Genomic DNA, 18,603 nt, shown 5'->3' on the forward strand with positions numbered 1-18,603 from the left:
CCCGCATGCGGGGAGGTGGCAGGCCGCAGGCCTGACGGAGGGGGGCGGCGTCCTTACGCCACCTCGCTTGAGGGCGCGGCCCCCTCCACCACCCTTCGGGCGGTCCCCCTCCCCGTCCCGGGGAGGATCGTATCAGTCGATCCAGTCCGGTACACGCTCCGCCGCCATGATCGTGCTGGCCGCGATGCGGTCGGCGACCTTGATGTAGCGGTCGCCGTCGACGAGCACTTCGGGGACCAGGCTGCGGCTGTTGTAGGTCGACGCCATCGTCGCGCCATAAGCGCCTGCGGTGCGGAAGACCGCGAGGTCGCCGGGTTCGACCGCGTCGGTGACGCGGTCGCGCGCGAAGGTGTCGCCGGTTTCGCACACCGGGCCGACGATCGACGCGGTCATCTTTTCGCCGCTCGGCTGTACCGCGACGAAGTCGTGATAGGCATCGTAAAGCGCAGGGCGCGCGAGGTCGTTCATTGCGGCATCGACGATGACGAAGGGGTTGGTCGCGCCGGGCTTGACCCACAGCACCTCGGTCAGCAGCACCCCGGTGTTGCCCGCGATGACGCGGCCGGGTTCGAACATCAGCGTGACGTCCCAATCCTTCGTCACCCGCGCGACCATCGCGCCATAATCGGCCATGCTCGGCGGATTATCCTCGGGCCGGTACGACACGCCAAGGCCGCCGCCGAGATCGACATGGGTGATGCTGTGGCCCGCAGCGCGCAGGTCGGCGACGAGGCGGCCGACGCGTTCGAACGCGGCTTCGAGCGGGTCGAGGCTGGTCAGCTGGCTGCCGATATGGACCGCGATGCCGCGCATCTGGAGCCCCGGGAGTGCGGCGAGGCGGTCGAACATCGCGGGCGCGACGTCGATGCCGACACCGAATTTGTTGTCGGCCTTGCCGGTCGAAATCTTGGCGTGCGTCCCCGCGTCGACATCGGGATTGACGCGCAGCACGGCGCGCGCGGTCATTTCCTTCTTGAGCGCGATTTCGGCGAGCGCGACGCCTTCGGCCTCATGTTCGATGTTGAACTGGCCGATGCCGCGGTCGAGCCCGAGCGCCAGCTCGGCGCGGGTTTTGCCGACCCCCGAAAAGACGATGTCGTCGGGCGCCATGCCCGCCGCCAGTGCGCGTTCGAGCTCGCCGCCCGACACGACGTCGGCGCCATAGCCCTGCCGCGCCAGCACGCGCAGCACGCCGAGGTTGGGGTTGCTCTTGATCGCAAAGGCGAGATGCTTCTTCGGCACGTCCTTGAGCGCAGCGCGAAATTCCTGCGCATGCGCTTCGAGCATCGCGCGCGAATAGACATAGACGGGGGTGCCGATTTCTTCGGCAAGGCGCGGCAGCGGGATATCTTCGGCGTGGAGGACGCCGTCACGAAGGGCAAATTGATCCATGGAATGAAGTCCTAATCCTAATTCTCCCGTTCGCATCGAGCGAAGTCGAGATGCCCCTGAGGATGGAGCGACACCGGAGGGTGTCTCGACTTCGCTCGACACGAACGGATAAGATAAGTTCGATCCAGCTCAGCCCGGAGGCGGCAGGTCGAAATCGTCGGGTTCGCGGCGTTCGGATCGTTTGAGAAGTTCGTCGCTGCGCGCGGGGCGGGCCTGCGCGTCAGGCGTCGTGAGCTCCTCCGTGGTCGGGGCGCGCGTGGCGCCGACGGGGACGACCGGCGCGGGCTGACCCGCCACGGGCTTCAGATCTTCCTTGCTGCCGCACGCGCCGAGCAGCGCGGATGCGGCGAGCGTTGCGATGATGAGGCGCTTCGTCGCCATTAATTATGTCCTTCCAGCGCGGCACGGGCCGCGGCGATCGCCTGCCTTACCCGTTCGGGGGCGGTGCCGCCATAGCTGGTGCGACTGGCGACCGATGCCTCGACGGTCAGCGCCGCGAGCACGTCCGACGTCACCGCCGGGTGGATCGCGGCGGCATCGGCGGCGGGGAGCGCCGACAGTTCTACGCCCAGCTCCTCGGCGCGCTTGACGCAGGCGCCGACGACATGATGCGCCTCGCGGAACGGCAGCCCGTTTTCGCGCACCAGCCAGTCGGCGAGATCGGTCGCCGTCGAATAGCCCGACGCGGCGAGCGCGCGCATGCGGTCGGCGCGGAAGGTCAAGGTTTCGACCATGCCGGTCATCGCGGCGAGCGACAGCGCCAGCGCGTCGAAGGCGCCGAACACGGTTTCCTTGTCGTCCTGCAGATCCTTCGAATAGGTCAGCGGCAGGCCTTTGACGATCACCGCGAGCCGCTGGAAGGCGCCGAGCAGCAGGCCGGCGCGACCGCGCACCAGCTCGGCGGCGTCGGGGTTGCGCTTTTGCGGCATGATCGAGCTGCCCGTCGACCAGGCGTCGGGCAGGCTGATGAAGCCGAAGGGCTGGCTGGCCCAGATGACGATTTCTTCGGCGAGCCGCGACAGGTGGATCGCGGCGATCGACGCCGAGGCGCAAAATTCGAGCGCGAAGTCGCGGTCCGAAACCGCGTCGATGCTGTTCGCCATCGGGCGGTCGAAACCCAAAGCAGCGGCGGTCGCATGGCGGTCGATCGGAAAGCCGGTGCCCGCGAGCGCGGCGGCGCCGAGCGGCGATTCGTTGAGGCGGCGGCGCGCGTCGGCAAAACGGCTGCGGTCGCGACCGAGCATCTCGACATAGGCGAGCAGATGATGGCCGAGCGTCACCGGCTGCGCGACTTGCAGATGGGTGAAGCCGGGCATAATGCTGTCGGCATGCTCGTCGGCGCGCCCCAGCAAGGCGGCCTGCATTGCGGCGAGCCCGGCGTCGATCCGCTCGCATGCGGTGCGCGTCCACAGGCGGAAATCGGTCGCGACCTGGTCGTTGCGCGAGCGCGCGGTGTGGAGGCGTCCGGCGGCTTCGCCGACAATCTCCTTCAGCCGCGATTCGACGGTCATGTGGATATCTTCGAGCGCGAGATCGACGGGGACGCCGTTCGCGGCAAATTCTGTGGCGATCTGCGCGAGGCCGCGGTCAATCTGGACGGCATCGTCGGCGCCGATGATGTCGGCGGCGCCGAGCATCGCGGCGTGGGCGCGGCTGGCGGCGATATCTTCTTCCCACAGGCGCTTGTCGATCGGGATCGAGGCATTAATTTCTTGCATGATCGCGGCGGGACCGCCACCGAAGCGGCCACCCCACATGCTGCTCTTGTCCGGAGTATCCGTCATTCGCCGCGTCCCAAACCCGTATCTAGCGATCCTCGCCTTCCTGCTGGCCGGATCAATCGCGGGCTGCGATAGGGAAAAGGCGGGCGGCGGGCAACCCGCAGACGGCCAAGCAAATATTTCGGCGGGCCAAGCGAAGGGCGTCGGCCAGTTCGAATATATGATCGACCGCAGCCACAAGGGCGAAGCCGCGCCGACCGCTGCCTTCACCGGCCCCGACGATGCGGCGGTGACGCTGGTGGATTTTCGCGGGCGTCCTTTGCTCGTCAACCTGTGGGCGACCTGGTGCGCGCCGTGCGTGGCGGAGATGCCAACGCTCGATGCGTTGGCGGCCAAGCGCGGCGAGGCGATGGCGGTGATCGCGGTGGCGCAGGATTTGCAGGGCGCCGAAGTGGTCGATCCCTGGTTCCAGAAGGCGGGGTTGAAGGCGTTGCAGCCGTATCTCGATCCGCAGAACGGGTTGCTCGATGCCGCGAACAGCGCATTGCCGACGAGCATCTTTTACGACGCCGAGGGGCGCGAGTTGTGGCGCGTTATCGGGGCGATTGACTGGCAGGGCTGACGGTGGCGCCAAAGCCCCTCCGTCAGCCCTTCGGTCTGCCACCCCTCGCTTCGCGAGCGGTCCCCCTCCCCATGGCTTCGCCACAGGGAGGATCAATCAGCCAGGATGCGCCTCGTCGCCGACCGCCGAGCGCAGCAGCCCGCGAAACACCTCCTGCGCGCTGCGTTTGCCCTGCGTCACGTCATACACGTCGCGCGCAATCGGCATGGCGAGATTGTAGCGTTCGGCGAGCGCGATGACGGTCGGCGCGCTTTTCACGCCCTCAGCGACCATGTTCATGCCCGCGATGATTTCGTCGATGGAGCGGCCCTTGCCGAGCTCGACCCCGACATGGCGGTTGCGGCTCAAGGGGCTGGTGCAGGTGGCGATCAAATCGCCCATCCCGGTGAGGCCCGAGAAGGTTTCGGGGCGCCCGCCCATCGCGACGCCGAGCCGGGTAATCTCGGCCAGCCCGCGCGTCATCAGCGCCGAGCGGGTGTTGTCCCCCGCCCCCAACCCGTCGCCCATGCCGACCGCGATCGCGATGATATTCTTGAGCACCCCGCCGAGTTCGCAGCCGAGCAGGTCGGTGTTGGTGTAAACGCGGAACAGGCCCGAGTGGAACACCGGCTGGAGCGCGCGGACGACGATGTCGTCCTCCATCGACAACACGCTCGCCGCCGCCTGCCCGGTCATGATCTCGCGCGCTAGGTTGGGGCCGGTGAGCACGCCGACGGGGTGGCCGGGGAGGACTTCCTCGATCAGTTCGGTCATGCGTTTGCCCGAGGAAAGCTCAAGGCCTTTGGTCAGGCTGATGACGGGTACCCACGGGCGGAGGTGCTGGCGTGCTTCCTCGAGCACGGCGCGGAAGCTGTGCGAGGGGACGCCCATGACGAGGACGTCGGCGCCCGCGACGACTTCGGCCATGTCGCCGGTCGCCCGCAATGCCGTTGGCAATTTGATGCCGGGGAGATATTTGCGGTTCTCGTTGTCGCGGTTGATGCTGTCTACAGTTTCGGCATCGCGCGCCCACAGCGTGATCGGCGCATTGCGCGACACCACCGCCGCGACCGTCGTCCCCCAGCTGCCCCCACCGAGCAGGCCGACCTTCAGGCGCATATCTCTCTCCCCTGTTTTGTGGGGAGAGTGGCGTGATTATGGGGGGTTGGCAAGCTTGCGATCCTCCCTGTCGCGCAGCGATGGGGAGGTGGCAGCGCGAAGCGCTGACGGAGGGGCATTGACGCTGCCGTTGCAATGCCCCTCCACCATCCGCTTCGCGGACGGTCCCCCTCCCCATCGCTGCGCGACAGGGAGGATTTACAGCTTGGCCAGAAAATCCTTCATCACCGCCGCCGTTGCTTTTGGATCCTCGATCATCGGGACATGGCCGACATGTTCGAAGATATGGCTCCGGCTGCCAGCGATGCCCGCTTCGAGCACCGGGACGCAGCTGACGTCGAGCAGGCGGTCGTGGCGGCCCCAGATGATCAGCGTCGGCGCCTTGACCTCGCCGAGCCGGTCGTTGAGCGGAAAGTCGCGGCCTTCGTTGGCGATGACCCAAAAGATGCCGTCGAGCTGGTCGCGATATTTGAGTGCGTCGGCGTAGAGAACGGGCTTCAGCCGCGCCGGGATATAGGGCGGTTTGTGGACGACCATGCCGACCAGCCGGTCGGCGTCATCGAGGCTGGCGAGGACGAGCGGATTGTAGGTCTCGTCGGCAGCCTGTTTCTGAAGGTCGCTTTCGTTTGCGCCATTGACCCCGGCGTTGTTGAGCAGGATCAGGCTGGCGAGCGCATCGGGATAGTCGATCGCGTAGCGCAGCGCGATCCAGCCGCCCATGCTGTTGCCGCCGACATGCGGGCGGTGAAGGCCGAGCGTGTCGGCGAATTGCTTGAGTCGCGCGGTCTGCGCGCCGAGGTCATAGGCGAGATCGGGGTTGCGCTCATTCTCGCCGAAGCCGGGCAGGTCGGGGGCGATGACATGATAGTCGCGGGTCAGATACGGCGCGATCATCGACCAATTATCCTTGTCTCCGGCAAAGCCGTGGACGAGCAGGAGCAAGGGTTTCGCGGGGTCGCCGCCCTCCAGATAGGGCCAGTTGCGGCCATCGACTGTGACGCTTTTCTGCAACATCCCGCCGCGCCGCCGCAGCAGCGCGCGCCCGAGTGCGACGAGGCGGCCGGGGAAGACGAAATATAGCAGCGCCAGCGCGATCAGCGGGGCGAAGAGGAGGATGAGGAGGATTTTCATGGTCTGGAACTCGATTCCCACTTTCCGTTCGCATCGAGCGAAGTCGAGATGCCCATCGGCTTGGCGCTACCTTGCGGCGTGTCTCGACTTCGCTCGACACGAACGGCATTTAAACTTGGTTCAGGATTTCGGCACATGCGCGTCGAACCAGGCGATCAAATCACCCAGCACCGCATCTTGTTCCGGCTCGTTGTAAATTTCGTGGAACAGGCCAGGATAGATTTTGAGCGTCTTGTCGGTCGATCCGACATTCTCGAACAGATATTGCGAACCCGCCACCGACGCGAGGCTGTCGGCGCTGCCATGCTGGAACAGGATCGGCAGCGTGATCTGTGGCGCGCCCGCCTGCGCCGCGGCCATCGCGTCCATGAACTCCTTGCCCAGCCGCGCGCCGATCTTGCCGGTGTAAACGAGCGGGTCGGCGAGATAGGCGGCGACCACCGCGGGATCGCGGCTGACGCCGTTGGGGTCGAGCGATAGCACGCCGAGGCGCGGGAAGAAGCGCGACAGGAAGCGGCTGATCCAGACGGTGAAGCGCGACGGCGGCGCGGCGGGGACGATTGCGGGGCCGGAGAGCGCGGCGGCGGCGAACGCCTGCTGGCGCTCGATCAGGAACAAGGTCGAGATCAGCCCGCCCATGCTGTGGCCGAGCAGTAGCCGCGGGGTGGTGCCCTGGTTGACCTCGACCAGGGTCAGCAGCTCCGCCATACCGTCGGTGAAGGCCGAGAAGCGCGGGACAAAACCGCCCTCGCCGTCGGACAGACCATGGCCCCAATGGTCGATCGCATAGACGGCATAGCCCGCGTCGGTCAGCCGTTTAGCAACATGTGCGTATCGACCGGCGTGTTCGGCATAGCCGTGCGCGAGCAACACGACGGCCTTGGGCGAGCCTGCGGGAAGCCATTGGGTGACGGGGAGCCTTGCCCCGGCGCCGGCGGACTCGGCGGGCAGCTGGATCGTACCCGCCGCCATGTTAGCGCACAGCCTTCTTCAGCGCGGCGGTGCTGCGGTGGCCGGGGCCGTCGTCGCCCGCACGGTCGATGCGCGCCAAAATGCCTTCGAGCGCGCGGCTGATCGCGGTCTGGGTGCGCACCATTTCGACCTTGGGCCAGGCGGTGCGCTCGCCGGTATCGATCAGTTCGTCGATGTCGTCCTGCCCCAGATCGGACAGGATCTTGGTCGGCGACCAGAATTTCGGCGGGCGGATGATGTTGATGTCGCCGGTATATTCCTGATTGATCACCGAGCGCGCCATATTCGCGATGCTGTTGAGCGGCGGCACCCATTCGAGCGGTTTCTGGAAAATGATCATATTGGCGTTCAGCCACGCCTTGAAGGTCGCCATCGACGCATGTTGAATGGCCTCGATCGGCGCCATCTGCTTGCGCGTGTCGGTGGCGAAGGGCAGCGCGATCGGGTTCGCCTGGCTGACGATATGGTGGTTCACGCCATAGAGGCGTTCGAGCCGCTTGGTCGGGATGTCGTGGGTCACCGATCCGTCGACCCAGCGCCGGTCGGGCTGATAGGGAACGCGCGCACCGCTGTCGTCGCGTGCCATCAGCATCACCGGCGGGAACACGCCGGGGACCGCGCACGACGCCAGCACCGCCTCGCGGATCAGCACATTGGGCGCGGTGATCGCGTTCAGCAGGCGGCCGTTCTGATGCTTTTCGGCGGGCGCGACCGAGACGTTGAGGTGGCGGCCGCTGATCTCATAGGCTTCCTGAAAGGTCAGGTCGGGGATCAGGTCGGCGAGCCGGTCGCGCACTTCGTCCGATGCCAACCGCTTTTGTTTCGGATCACGCGCGGGGTTGGCGAGACGCTCGCTTTCGAGGAGCGCGCCGATCTCGCTGTCCTTGCGGGTGCAGACAACCGCGGCGACGATCGATCCGCCGCTGGCGCCCGACATGATCGCGGGGAGCACGCCTTCGGACCACAAAGCCTTGACGACGCCGATGTGGAAAAACAGGAAGCTGCCCGAGCCCGAGAGCAATAGCGCCGAGCGGCCGTAGCAATGCTGGGCGCGGCGGAAGAAGTCGCGCTTCTCTTCGCGCGGGATACTGCGCGACGCTGCGATCTTGTTCAAGGATGCGACGACCTCGGCGACATAATCCTCGATGAGCTTTTTGGTGCCGAAGCGCGCTTTTTGATACAGGCGTTCGTGGCCCATGCCGTCGATATTGCCGTGGATGCCTTCGTTGAGGACGAACAGCAGCCCCTTGACGTCGCCCGCCGCCGACAGCTTGCGCAATTTTTCGAGCCGGGTGCGGATCGCCTTGTAATCGAAATGCTTGCTTTCGTCGGCGTCGCGCCACGCTTGCAGCCCCGATTTGCGGTCATGTTCGCGCGCGGCCTTGGCCCAGGCGGTGTAATCGGACGCGGTCACGAGATCGCGGTCGGCGCTGAGCGTCGGGGTGAGAAGCATCTAGTCGTCCTGCAGAACATGGTTATTTTTTGCGAGTCTTGCCGGTTGCGTTGCCTTTGGCAACCGGTTTCGCCCGGGGTTTGGCGGCAGGTTTCGGGACGGCTTTCGGCTTCGCCTTGGGCTTGGGCGCCGCTTTCGCCACCGGTTTCGGCGTTGCCGTAGCGGCTTTCGGCTTCTCGGGCTTCGGCGTCGCGGCCATCAGGTCGGCGAAACTTTCCTCGATACATTCGCGGAAAAAGGCGATGTCGGGCATGATCGCGCGTTCGCAGATGATCGAAAAGGCGATGCGGCCGTTGTAGCTGGGGGTCGCGACGAACAGCCCCATATTGTTCGCGAGCGGCGCCATGCCGTGCTGCATCACGAGCTGCGCGCCCGCGAGATAGAGCGGCACCTGCGCGCCCGGCACGTTCGAGATGAAGAGATTCGTGCCGCGCACCGCGAAGCGTTCGCTGGTCACCAGCCGCGCGACCGCGGCCATCGTGGCACCGGGGATATGCTGCGACAGGTCGGTCATGATCCGCGCGCTGACGCCTGCTTTGGCTTCCTTCGCCTCGACCGTATAGTCGCGGATCGCGGCGAGGCGCGCGAGCGGATCGGCGATGTCGCTGCGCACCGGGACGCTCATGGCCGAGACCTGATTGCCGGGGGTCGAGGCCTTGTCGGCGCCCTTGTCCTTGCCGCGGCGGTTGATCGGCGCGACGGCGACCAAGCTGTCCTTTGGCAGTTCTTTATGCTTCGCCAGATATTTGCGCAGCGCGCCGCCGACCGTGGTCAGCACGACGTCGTTGACCGTCGCGCCCGGTACCTTTTTGCGGACCAGCGCAACATCGGCGAGCGCCACCGACGTCCCGTCGAACATCTTGTGCGGCCCGACGGGGACGTTGAAGCGCGTTTCGGGAACCCCCGCGGTCATCCCGCCCTCGATCGCCTTGCGCGCCGAAGAGAGGATCGCGGGCGACATCTTCATGAGCGCGTTCATGAATTTGACCGGCGACTGCATCGACGCCGACCAGGCGCGCGACAGCGCTTCGGCGCTCGACGGCGGATCGCCCAGGTCCTCGACTGGCGGCGGTTCGGCAATCGCGGGCGTGCCGTTGGCGTCGATGTCGCTCATCGCGATGAAGGCGTGCGCGCCCGAAGCGCCGTCGACCGCGGCGTGGTGGACGCGGTGGAGCATCGCGAAGCTGCCCTTGGGAATGCCCGGGATGCGGTCGAGCCCCTCGATGATGTAAATGTCCCACAGCGGGCGGTTCATATCCATCGGTTTGGAAAAATAGCGCGCCACCGCGATGCAGAACTGCCGCCAGTCGCCGGGTTCGGGCAGGCGCGCATGACTCATATGCGCCTCGATATCGAAATGCTCGTCCTCGACCCAATAGGGATGGTCCATGTCGAACGGCAGGCGGTGGAGGCGGCGCTTGAACAAAGGCGAGGTGTGGACGCGGCTTTCGACGTGGCGGATGATGTCCTTGAACCGCACGAAACCGCCGGGCGCGGTCGAGGGGTCGTAGATATAGACCCCCATGATGTGGGTCAGATTGTTCGCGGTCTGGGTGTAGAGGAACTGGGCGTCCTGTGCGCTGAGCTGTTTTAGCATGTTAGGTTCCTTTACAGACATCGTCATTGCGAGCGAAGCGAAGCAATCCAGGGCGGTTTACGCGACTCTGGATTGCCGCGTCGCCTTCGGCTCCTCGCAATGACGGAAGCGGGCAAGTCATTGCTGCTCCCCCGCCCCCGGCAACCGATCCGCCAGCGCCACCGTCGACAGCCGCATCGTTTCCATCACGTTCGCCAGCCCGCGCAGTTCCGCCAGCAGCGCGCGGCGCGCAGCGAGGACGTCGGGGGTCGCTTCTTCGGCCAGCCCCATATGGCGCATCAGCGACAGGCCGTTGGCGAACAGCAACTTGCCGATCGCCGACTCGCTGCTGATCCGGCGGAGCAGATACGCCTGCTTGCCTTCGGTCAGCGCGGCGTCCAGCAGCGCCTTGTCATCGACCGGGTCTCCCGGTTTTGCGCGGGCAAGCAGGTCGGCGACGACCGAATAGGCCTCTGCAAAGGGCAGCAGGATCGCGTGGCCGACGACGGGCTGGCAGCGGCGGAGCAGTTGCGCGATGCCGCGGTCGCCGCTGGCGAGGCGGCGGTCCCATACCGGATCGATGCGTTCGAGCTCGGCGCGCAGCGCGGCCATATGTTCGTCGCGCGGCGGGTAGAAGAATTCGAATTTGAACAGGTCGCGGAGGCGATCGATCTTGTCCCAGAAGGCTGCGGTCGCGTCGCCGCTGTCGGCGTCGCGCAGTTCGAACAGCGCGAGTTCGATCATCGCGCGGTCGAGGAAATGATGCGCGATGATGTTGCGATAATAGCTCGCCATCGGATGTTTGGCGGGGTCGATCGAATAGATATTTTCGCTGCCTGCCTCGTAGCGGGTGAGCAAGCCGCTGGTGACGAGGGTGTCAACGGTGGCGGACAAAGCCGCATCGTCGCCGCTTTCGAGGTCGCTGCTGATCCGGATGCCGCGCGCACGCGCCCAATCCTTGAGCGCGCCGATCGCGCCGAGCAGTTCGGCCGAGGTCGCGCCGCGCGGCGCCATGCCGAGCAGGATCAGGCACATCACCGAGGTGACGGTGAGCGGGGTGACGCGGTTCGCCTCGACCGCGACCGCGAAGGCGATGCGTTCCAGCGCGCGCTTGTCGTCGGGGCCGGGGGCGGTATCGATGACCACCGGGTTGCCGATGTCGAGCCGGATGCGGCCCGAGGGTTCCTTCAGGCTCTTCATATAGCCGATGAACCATGACAGGCTTTCGGGCTTTTTGCTACGCCCGGTCTGTTCGGCGGCATATTCCTCGACGTCACGGATCAGGTCGAAACTGGTGACGAAGGGAACAAAATGGACCCCACGCGTCCCCGTCGCATGCGCGGCGTCGAGAACATATTTCATCAGGCCATATTTGGGCGGCATCAGCTTGCCGAGGCGCGAGCGGGTGCCCTCGAACGCCCAGCTCAAGGGGAAGCGCTTGGCGAGCAGCCAGGCGATATAGTGGCGCAGCACGAGCTTATAGACCAGTTGGTCCTGAAAGCTGCGGCGGATGAAGATCATCCCCGAGCGGCGGAAAAATTCGCCCATGATCGCGAAGTCGAGGTTCGCGCCGCCGAAGCTGTGCAGCATCGGCATGTCGTTTTCGTAAGTGAGGCGGCTGGGGGTCGCGCCGTCGATGTAGGTTTTATGGGTGAACAGGATCGCAGTCGGATGTTCGCGCAGGATGGCGCGCAGCCGTGCGAGTTCGGCGGCGTCGACCTCCATCTCGGGCGCGTAGCCGCCGAACATCATGCGGTCGAGCCGGGCGCGGAGATCAAGGAACAGCGCGCTCGGTCGCGCGATGACCTCTTTCATCAAGGGCCGCGCTTCACGGAACAGCTCGGCGACCGGGCGCCCCGTCTGCTCGGCGAGGTCGGCGAGCGCGGCGCGGAATTTCGGGCTGGTACGCAGGCCATCGGCGACGAAGCGCGGCACCTTGTACCTTGTTCCCCGGATGCCGCGCTCGGCGACGTCGAGCGCGAGCGACGCCTGCCGCGCGACGAAGGCGGCGAATTCGGCGCTGTCGCAGCCCGCGCCATCGCCGCCGCCGGTCTGCGCGGTGAAGCGGTCGCGCAGCGCAGCGAGCGTCGCCGCCTCGCCGACCAATATCTGCGCGCGGCGACGGTCGCGGAGCAGGATCAGCCGCGCGCGCAGCGAGCCGGGGTGGCGCGGGTCGCCGAACAGGATATGGCGGAATTTGAGCGCGCGGTCCTTGTCAAAGCCCGGAATGCGCCACGCGACGCGCAGCGGCACGACTTGACGTGACGGCGATCCGTCGAGGCGCGCGCGGAGTGTTTCGAGCGGGAGGGCGTGATCGTCATCCTCGATCGCAAGACTGGCCCATTGGGGGTCGTTGTCGCCAGCGGTGGCGTGGACCCAGTCGAGCAAGAGCTGGCGTTCGACCCCGTTGCGCGCGTCGATGATATAGAGCCGGTCGGCGGCGGCGTCCGTCATGATGGGCGGGCGGGGCGTGCCGTCGGCCATGCCTTTACCCTGCCTCCGTCATTGCGAGCGAAGCGAAGCAATCCAGTGTGTAGCAAGCCGCTCTGGATTGCTTCGCTTCGCTCGCAATGACGAAGTGAGACATGCGCTAGGCCGCCCTTCCCTTTCGCGGGGAGGCTTTCTTGGCGGGCGCCTTTGTCGGCGCTGCCTTTTTCTTGGCCGCAGGTTTCTTCACCGCCGTTTTTTTCGGCTTGGCTTTTTCGGCCTTCACCTCGGGGGCAGCAACCTCCGGCGCGGGCTCCTTCGCCACCGAATCCGCGACGCTCTCCTCGGGCTGCCCGAGGGTACGCAGGAACATGTTGCGGACGTCGCGGACGTGGTTGTTGATCGTCCGCGGCGTCCACCCCGACGTATCGACCGGCGGCAACACGGTGACGCGCACCGTCGCGGGGCGCATCACAAATTCGTTCTTCGGCGCGACATCGGTGGCGTTATGAATGACGATCGGGACGATCGGCACCCCGGCCTGCATCGCCAGATGGAACGCGCCCTTTTTGAACGGTTCGAGCTTCGGGGTCAGGCTGCGCGTGCCTTCGGGCGAGATGCAGATCGACTTGCCTTCAATCTTGATCGCATCGACCAGTGGCTCCATCGCCTTGATCGCGCTCTTGCCGTCGGCGCGGTCGACGAAGACGGTGCCGCCCCATTCCATCAGTTTCCCCAGGATGGGGATATTCTTGATTTCCTTCTTGCCCACCCCGCCCATGTCGCGGCGGATGAGCTTGGCAAGGATCATCACATCGGCCTTGCTCTGATGGTTGAAGATGAAGACGCAGGGGCGCGAGGACCACAGGTTCTTTTCATCCTCGACCTCCAGCTCGACGCCGGTGATCGCGGTCGCGAAATCGCCGAACAGGCCGATCGAGAAATTCGCCGCCTCGCGCTGCGAGCGGGTCAGCGCCCAGATCGGCAGCCCCGCGGCAAAGGCGCCGACGAGCGAGCCGGTCGCGTAGATGGTGCGGGTGTAATCGACCCAGCTTGGCGTGCCGCGGCTGCCGAAACGCTGCACCGGCCAGCCATTTTCCTCGGCAATGGCCTTGAGTTTCAGGTTAGGGTTGAGCGGGCGCGGTTTGCCGACGCGTTCGAGCAGTTCGATATCGTCGTCGCTGTCCGAATAGAAAAAGCTCTGATCGAGGTCGAGGCCGTACTCTGCCGCTAACTCCTCGGCGGCGAGCACCTTGCCCTCGCCGAAGCAGAGCGGGCGGATGATGTCGCCGGTGAACACGCCGTCCTCGATCTCATAGGCCGAGCATTTGATGTCGGTGATGCCCAGGTCGCGCGCGGTCGGTTCGATCTGATAGATCGTCGCCGACGAGATGATCGCGACGCGGTGGCCCTTCGCCTGATGCGCCTCGATGATCGCGCGGGTTTCGGGGTAGATCTTGCGCGCGATATGCTTTTTGTAGAGCTCTTCGCCGAATTCGATGAAGCTTTGCTCGTCGACACCCTTCATGAATTTGGCGGCGCCCGACATCAGGCCGGAAAAGCCGATGGTGCCGAGGCTGTGCTGCGCGATGACCTGCGCGGTCTCGGCGATTTCCTCCATCGACATTTCGCGGCGCTGGAATTTCTCGCGCAGCATCGCGGTCGCGGAGTAGCCCGAAATGATGGTGCCGTCGAAATCGAACAATGCGGCGATATGCGATCCGGGCTCGGACGCGAGTACTTCTTCCAAATGCGGCTGCGGTCTTGGCACGCGCATCTCCCCACCAGCGGCTATATTGCCGCCTTTCCCTGCACGATGGCAGTAAAGATGGCGTTTATCAATGGCGCGAAAGTGCGGCGCCCTGCCTCATTCTTCGTCACCCCGGCGAAGGCCGGGGTCTCGCCGGCGCGCAATAGCGATAGGGTGAGATCCCGGCCTTCGCCGGGATGACGATCAGGGAGTGAGAGCCGCGGCCTCGCGCGCCAGCGTCTCAACCCGCGCCGGATCGAGCGGCCCCGACGGGACGACCCAGCTGCCGCCGACGCACAGCACGGCTTCAAGCGCGAGCCAGTCGGGTGCGGTTGCGAGGCTGATGCCGCCGGTGGGGCAGAAGCGCGCTTGCCCGAACGGCCCGGCGAGCGCCTTGAGCGCCGGAATGCCGCCGCTCGTCGCCGCAGGGAAGAATTTGAAACGGTCGAGGCCGAGGTCCATGCCGCGCATGATGTCGCCGGCGTGGGCGATGCCGGGCAGGAAGGGAATCCCGCTGGCGACAGCGGCCTTGCCAAGATGGTCGGTGAGACCCGGCGAGACGATGAATTCGGCACCCGCGTGGATCGCGGCGCTGAGCATCCCGGGGTCGAGCACCGTCCCCGCGCCGACGATCGCGCCTTTCACGGCTTTCATCGCGGTGATCGCGTCGAGTGCGGCGGGGGTGCGCAGGGTGACTTCGAGCACCGTCAGCCCGCCCGCGACGAGCGCCTCGGCCATCGGCACGGCGTCCTCGACCCGATCGATAACGATCACCGGGATGACGGGGGCAAGGCGCATGATCTGGTCGATGCTTTTGTCGGTCATAAAAACTCCGTTCGAAATCCAAAATTCCGTTCGCCCTGAGCTTGTCGAAGGGCCGTTCTTTCTTTCAAGCGTCGCCAAGAAAAGGACGGTGCTTCGACAAGCTCAGCACGAACGGATGAGGGGTTAGCCCGTAATCATTTCCATCGCCGCCAGTACCGCCGACCCGCCCTTTTCGGCTTCGTCGGCGTGGTGGCGGAACAGGGCGAACAGCTCACGGCCCACCCCGAGCGCAGGCGGCGGGGCGACGGCGGGCGAGCGTGCGGCCCAGATCGCGGGATCGACGAGGGCGAGTACCTCGCCCCGCCGCGCGCAGACGCGGACGACGTCACCGTCGGTGAGAAAAGCGAGCGGGCCGCTGACCCCGTCGGGGCCGGGCAAGGCTTCGGGCGACAGGTGGATCACCGCGGGCACCTTGCCGCTGGCGCCCGACATGCGGCCATCGGTGAGCAGCGCGACGCGAAAGCCGCGGTCCTGCAACACGCCGAGCGCGGGGGTCAGCTTGTGCAGTTCGGGCATGCCATTGGCGCGCGGCCCCTGAAAGCGGACGACGACGATGACGTCCTGTTCGAGTTCGCCGGCCTTGAACGCCGCCAGCACCGCATCCTGATTGTCGAAGATCCGGCACGGCGCCTCGATCGTCCAGCGATCTTCGGCGACCGCGCTGGTCTTGATGATCGCGCGGCCCAAATTGCCCGCGAGCAGGCGCATGCCGCCGTCGGGGGAGAAAGGCGCGGCGACGGGGCGCAGCATGGTGTCGTCGCGGCTTGTCGCGGGCGCGGCCTGCCATTGCAGCGCGTCCTCGACGAGCACCGGCTCGCTGGCATAATCGGCCATCGTGCCACCGACTGTCAGCACGTCACCGTGCAGCAACCCGGCACCGAGCAGTTCGCGCACGACATAGCCGATGCCGCCCGCGGCATGGAAATTGTTCACGTCGCCCGCGCCGTTCGGATAAACCCGCGCGAGCAGCGGCACCGCGTGGCTGAGCTCGTCGAAATCCTGCCAATCGATAATGATGCCCGCCGCGCGCGCGATCGCGGGCAAGTGGATCGCGTGGTTGGTCGAGCCGCCGGTCGCGAGCAGGCCGATCGCGGCGTTGACGATCGCTTTCTCGTCAACGCAGCGCGCCAGCGGGCGATAATCGTCACCGTCCCAGCCGATCTGCGCGACGCGGTGCGTCGCGGCGCGGGTCAGCTCCTGGCGCAGCTTGGTGCCGGGGTTGGTGAAAGCGCTGCCGGGGATGTGCAGCCCCATCAGCTCCATCATCATCTGGTTGCTGTTCGCGGTGCCGTAAAAGGTGCAGGTGCCTGCGCCATGATAGCTCGCCGCTTCGGCGTCGAGCAGTTCGTCGCGGGTCGCCTTGCCCTCGGCATAAAGCTGGCGGACGCGCTGTTTTTCCTTGTTCGCGAGGCCCGAGGGCATCGGCCCGGCGGGGATCAGGATTTGCGGCAGATGGCCGAAACGCAGCGCGCCGATCAGCAGGCCGGGGACGATCTTGTCGCAGATGCCGAGCAGCAACACGCTCTCGAACATCGCGTGACTGAGCGCGATCGCGGTGCCCTGCGCGATATTGTCGCGGCTGAACAGGGACAGGTCCATGCCCGCCTGCCCCTGTGTCACCCCGTCGCACATCGCGGGGACGCCGCCCGCGACCTGCGCGGTGGCACCGACTTCGCGCGCGAACAATTTGATCTGTTCGGGATAGCGGCCATAGGGCTGATGCGCCGAGAGCATGTCGTTGTAGCTGGTGACGATGCCGATGTTCATCGCCCCGCCGGTGCGGATGGCGGGCTTGTCATCGCCCGCCGCCGCAAAGCCGTGCGCGAGGTTGCCGCAGGAAAGGTTGCCGCGGTTGGTGCCCGCTTCGCGCTGGCGGTCCATGAGGTCGAGGTAGGCGGCGCGGCGCGGAGCGCTGCGCTGGATAATGCGGTCGGTGACGGCGGCGATGGTGGGGTGGAGGGGGGTCATGGGATCGTCCAATCCCCTCTCCCATTGGGAGAGGGTTGCGCAGACTTGCCAGCTTGCTGGCTAGTCGAAGCTGGGTGAGGGGTTCGGGCGGCGCGTGGACACGGGACGGCAGATCCCCTCATCCAACTCCGCCTAACCGCTTGCAGCGGTAAGGCTGCGTATCCTTCTCCCGACGGGAGAAGGTCTGGGGTGCGCTCAATCATGCCAGCTCGCCCCGTCGCGTTCGATCAGCGCGATCGCCGAACTCGGCCCCCAGCTGCCCGCGGTGTAGGTCTGCGGCGCCATGTCGACCGCGGCCCAGGCGTCGCGGATCGAATCGATCCATTGCCACTGCGCCTCGACCTCGTCGCGCCGCACGAACAGCGTCTGGTCGCCCTCGATGAAATCGAGCAGCAGGCGTTCATAGGCGATCCGCCGCCGCTCGCCGGCAAAACTGTGCGAGAGCGACACGTCCATCGTCACTTCTTTCAGCTTTACGCCGTCGCGGTCGAGGCCGGGCTGTTTCGCCATCACCTTGACCCGGATATTCTCTTCGGGCTGGAGGTTGATGATCATCATATTGGCGTCGAGCTTGCCCGCGCCGACGCGCGCGAAGATGTTGTGCGGTACCGGCTTGAACTGGATCAGTACCTCCGACTTGCGTTCGGGCATCCGTTTGCCGGTGCGCAGGTAAAAGGGCACGCCCTTCCAGCGCCAGTTGTCGATGAAGGCTTTGATCGCGACGAAGGTTTCGGTGTTCGACGGCTGGCCAAGCTCGTCGGCATAGCCCGCAACCGCGGCGCCGTTGACCGCGCCGCTGCTGTACTGGCCCTTCACGCTGTGCGCCTTCACATCGTCGGCGGTCAGCTTGCGCAAGCTGCGCAGCAGCTTGACCTTTTCGTCGCGCACCGCGGTGGCGCTGACGCTGGCGGGCGGCTCCATCGCGATGATCGCGAGCAATTGCAGCATATGGTTCTGCACCATATCCTTGAGCGCGCCGACCCCGTCATAATAGGAAACCCGGCCCTCCAGCCCGACGGTTTCGGCGACGGTGATCTGGACATGGTCGATCGCCTGCGCGTTCCACAGCGGCTCGAACAACATATTGGCAAAGCGCAGCGCGAGCAGGTTCTGCACCGTTTCCTTGCCGAGATAATGGTCGATGCGGAAGACGCGGTCCTCGGCAAAGGCGTCGCCGACCTGCGCGTTGACCTCGCGCGACGAAGCGAGATCGTGGCCGATCGGCTTTTCCATCGCGATGCGGCATTCGGCGCAAGCGATGCCCGCGGCCTTCAGCCCCTGCGCGATAGGGCCGAACATCGACGGCGGGGTCGAGAGATAGGCGCCGATCGGGCGCCGCATCCGCTCGCCAAGCAAGGCCGCCAGCGCATCATAACCGGTCCCCGCCCCGGCGTCGACTGGGCAATAGTCGATGCGGTCGAGGAAGCTTGCGATCGAGGCATCGTCGAGCCGGTCGGCGGGCAGATGGTCGGCGAGCGCCTGCCGCACCAACCGGTGCGCGGCGGCGCGGTCCATCGCGGAGCGCCCCGATGCCACGATGGTCAGCGCGTCCGCGAGCAGGCCATCGACGTGAAGATTGTAGAGCGAGGGAAACAGCATCCGCTGCGCGAGGTCGCCCGTCGCGCCGAACAACAGCAAAGTTTCGACCTTCACGCTCACGCCAGTCCC

Annotated in this window: 14 protein-coding genes; 1 reads left to right on the forward strand and 13 read right to left on the reverse strand. The window is 66.0% G+C overall.

Features of this window, described 5'->3' with window-relative positions; all coding sequences use genetic code 11:
- Positions 1 to 132 precede the first annotated feature (132 nt).
- The 3 genes from lysA to argH form a co-directional block, all read right to left on the reverse strand.
- Positions 133 to 1,392 carry a diaminopimelate decarboxylase gene (gene lysA / locus IR187_RS05450; RefSeq protein WP_194953689.1) on the reverse strand — a complete coding sequence of 420 codons (1,260 nt, stop codon included), beginning with the start codon at positions 1,390 to 1,392 and terminating at the stop codon, positions 133 to 135.
- A 129-nt stretch (positions 1,393 to 1,521) separates the two neighbouring features.
- Complete coding sequence (locus IR187_RS05455) at positions 1,522 to 1,773, reverse strand: hypothetical protein (RefSeq protein WP_194953690.1); 252 nt, start codon at positions 1,771 to 1,773, stop codon at positions 1,522 to 1,524.
- Positions 1,773 to 3,176, reverse strand: a complete 1,404-nt coding sequence (argH, locus tag IR187_RS05460; protein ID WP_228765573.1) for an argininosuccinate lyase — start codon at positions 3,174 to 3,176, stop codon at positions 1,773 to 1,775. The genes IR187_RS05455 and argH overlap by 1 nt, the downstream gene beginning before the upstream one ends.
- Between argH and IR187_RS05465 the strand changes: the two genes are divergently transcribed.
- Entirely contained in the window at positions 3,148 to 3,735 is a 588-nt protein-coding gene (locus IR187_RS05465) for a TlpA family protein disulfide reductase (RefSeq protein ID WP_194953691.1), read from the forward strand. The genes argH and IR187_RS05465 overlap by 29 nt on opposite strands.
- Before the next feature lie 96 nt (positions 3,736 to 3,831).
- Here the strand turns inward: IR187_RS05465 and IR187_RS05470 are convergent, their stop codons facing one another.
- From IR187_RS05470 to zwf, 10 genes are all read right to left on the reverse strand, one after another.
- A complete protein-coding gene (locus IR187_RS05470) occupies positions 3,832 to 4,833 on the reverse strand; it encodes an NAD(P)H-dependent glycerol-3-phosphate dehydrogenase (protein WP_194953692.1) in 1,002 nt (333 codons plus the stop codon).
- A 198-nt stretch (positions 4,834 to 5,031) separates the two neighbouring features.
- Complete coding sequence (locus tag IR187_RS05475) at positions 5,032 to 5,964, reverse strand: alpha/beta fold hydrolase (protein WP_194953693.1); 933 nt, start codon at positions 5,962 to 5,964, stop codon at positions 5,032 to 5,034.
- A 120-nt stretch (positions 5,965 to 6,084) separates the two neighbouring features.
- The gene (locus IR187_RS05480; RefSeq protein ID WP_194953694.1) at positions 6,085 to 6,936 is read right to left on the reverse strand and encodes an alpha/beta hydrolase; all 852 of its coding nucleotides are present in this window, start codon (positions 6,934 to 6,936) and stop codon (positions 6,085 to 6,087) included.
- Between the two features lies 1 nt (position 6,937).
- A complete protein-coding gene (locus tag IR187_RS05485) occupies positions 6,938 to 8,389 on the reverse strand; it encodes a DUF3336 domain-containing protein (protein ID WP_194953695.1) in 1,452 nt (483 codons plus the stop codon).
- Between the two features lie 22 nt (positions 8,390 to 8,411).
- Positions 8,412 to 9,986: a wax ester/triacylglycerol synthase family O-acyltransferase gene (locus IR187_RS05490; RefSeq protein WP_194953696.1), complete on the reverse strand. Its 1,575-nt coding sequence runs from the start codon at positions 9,984 to 9,986 to the stop codon at positions 8,412 to 8,414.
- 117 nt (positions 9,987 to 10,103) lie between these two features.
- Positions 10,104 to 12,419 (reverse strand): glycerol-3-phosphate 1-O-acyltransferase, encoded by a 2,316-nt coding sequence (locus IR187_RS05495; RefSeq protein ID WP_228765574.1) that lies wholly within the window; start codon positions 12,417 to 12,419, stop codon positions 10,104 to 10,106.
- A gap of 136 nt (positions 12,420 to 12,555) precedes the next feature.
- Positions 12,556 to 14,169 carry an HAD-IB family hydrolase gene (locus IR187_RS05500; protein ID WP_194953698.1) on the reverse strand — a complete coding sequence of 538 codons (1,614 nt, stop codon included), beginning with the start codon at positions 14,167 to 14,169 and terminating at the stop codon, positions 12,556 to 12,558.
- Between the two features lie 177 nt (positions 14,170 to 14,346).
- A complete protein-coding gene (gene eda / locus IR187_RS05505; protein WP_194953699.1) occupies positions 14,347 to 14,967 on the reverse strand; it encodes a bifunctional 4-hydroxy-2-oxoglutarate aldolase/2-dehydro-3-deoxy-phosphogluconate aldolase in 621 nt (206 codons plus the stop codon).
- A gap of 123 nt (positions 14,968 to 15,090) precedes the next feature.
- Entirely contained in the window at positions 15,091 to 16,935 is a 1,845-nt protein-coding gene (gene edd / locus IR187_RS05510; RefSeq protein WP_194953700.1) for a phosphogluconate dehydratase, read from the reverse strand.
- A 195-nt stretch (positions 16,936 to 17,130) separates the two neighbouring features.
- A complete protein-coding gene (gene zwf / locus IR187_RS05515; RefSeq protein ID WP_194953701.1) occupies positions 17,131 to 18,594 on the reverse strand; it encodes a glucose-6-phosphate dehydrogenase in 1,464 nt (487 codons plus the stop codon).
- Positions 18,595 to 18,603: the final 9 nt, after the last annotated feature.

It is taken from the genome of Sphingopyxis solisilvae (genome assembly GCF_015475875.1).
Taxonomy (GTDB): domain Bacteria; phylum Pseudomonadota; class Alphaproteobacteria; order Sphingomonadales; family Sphingomonadaceae; genus Sphingopyxis; species Sphingopyxis solisilvae.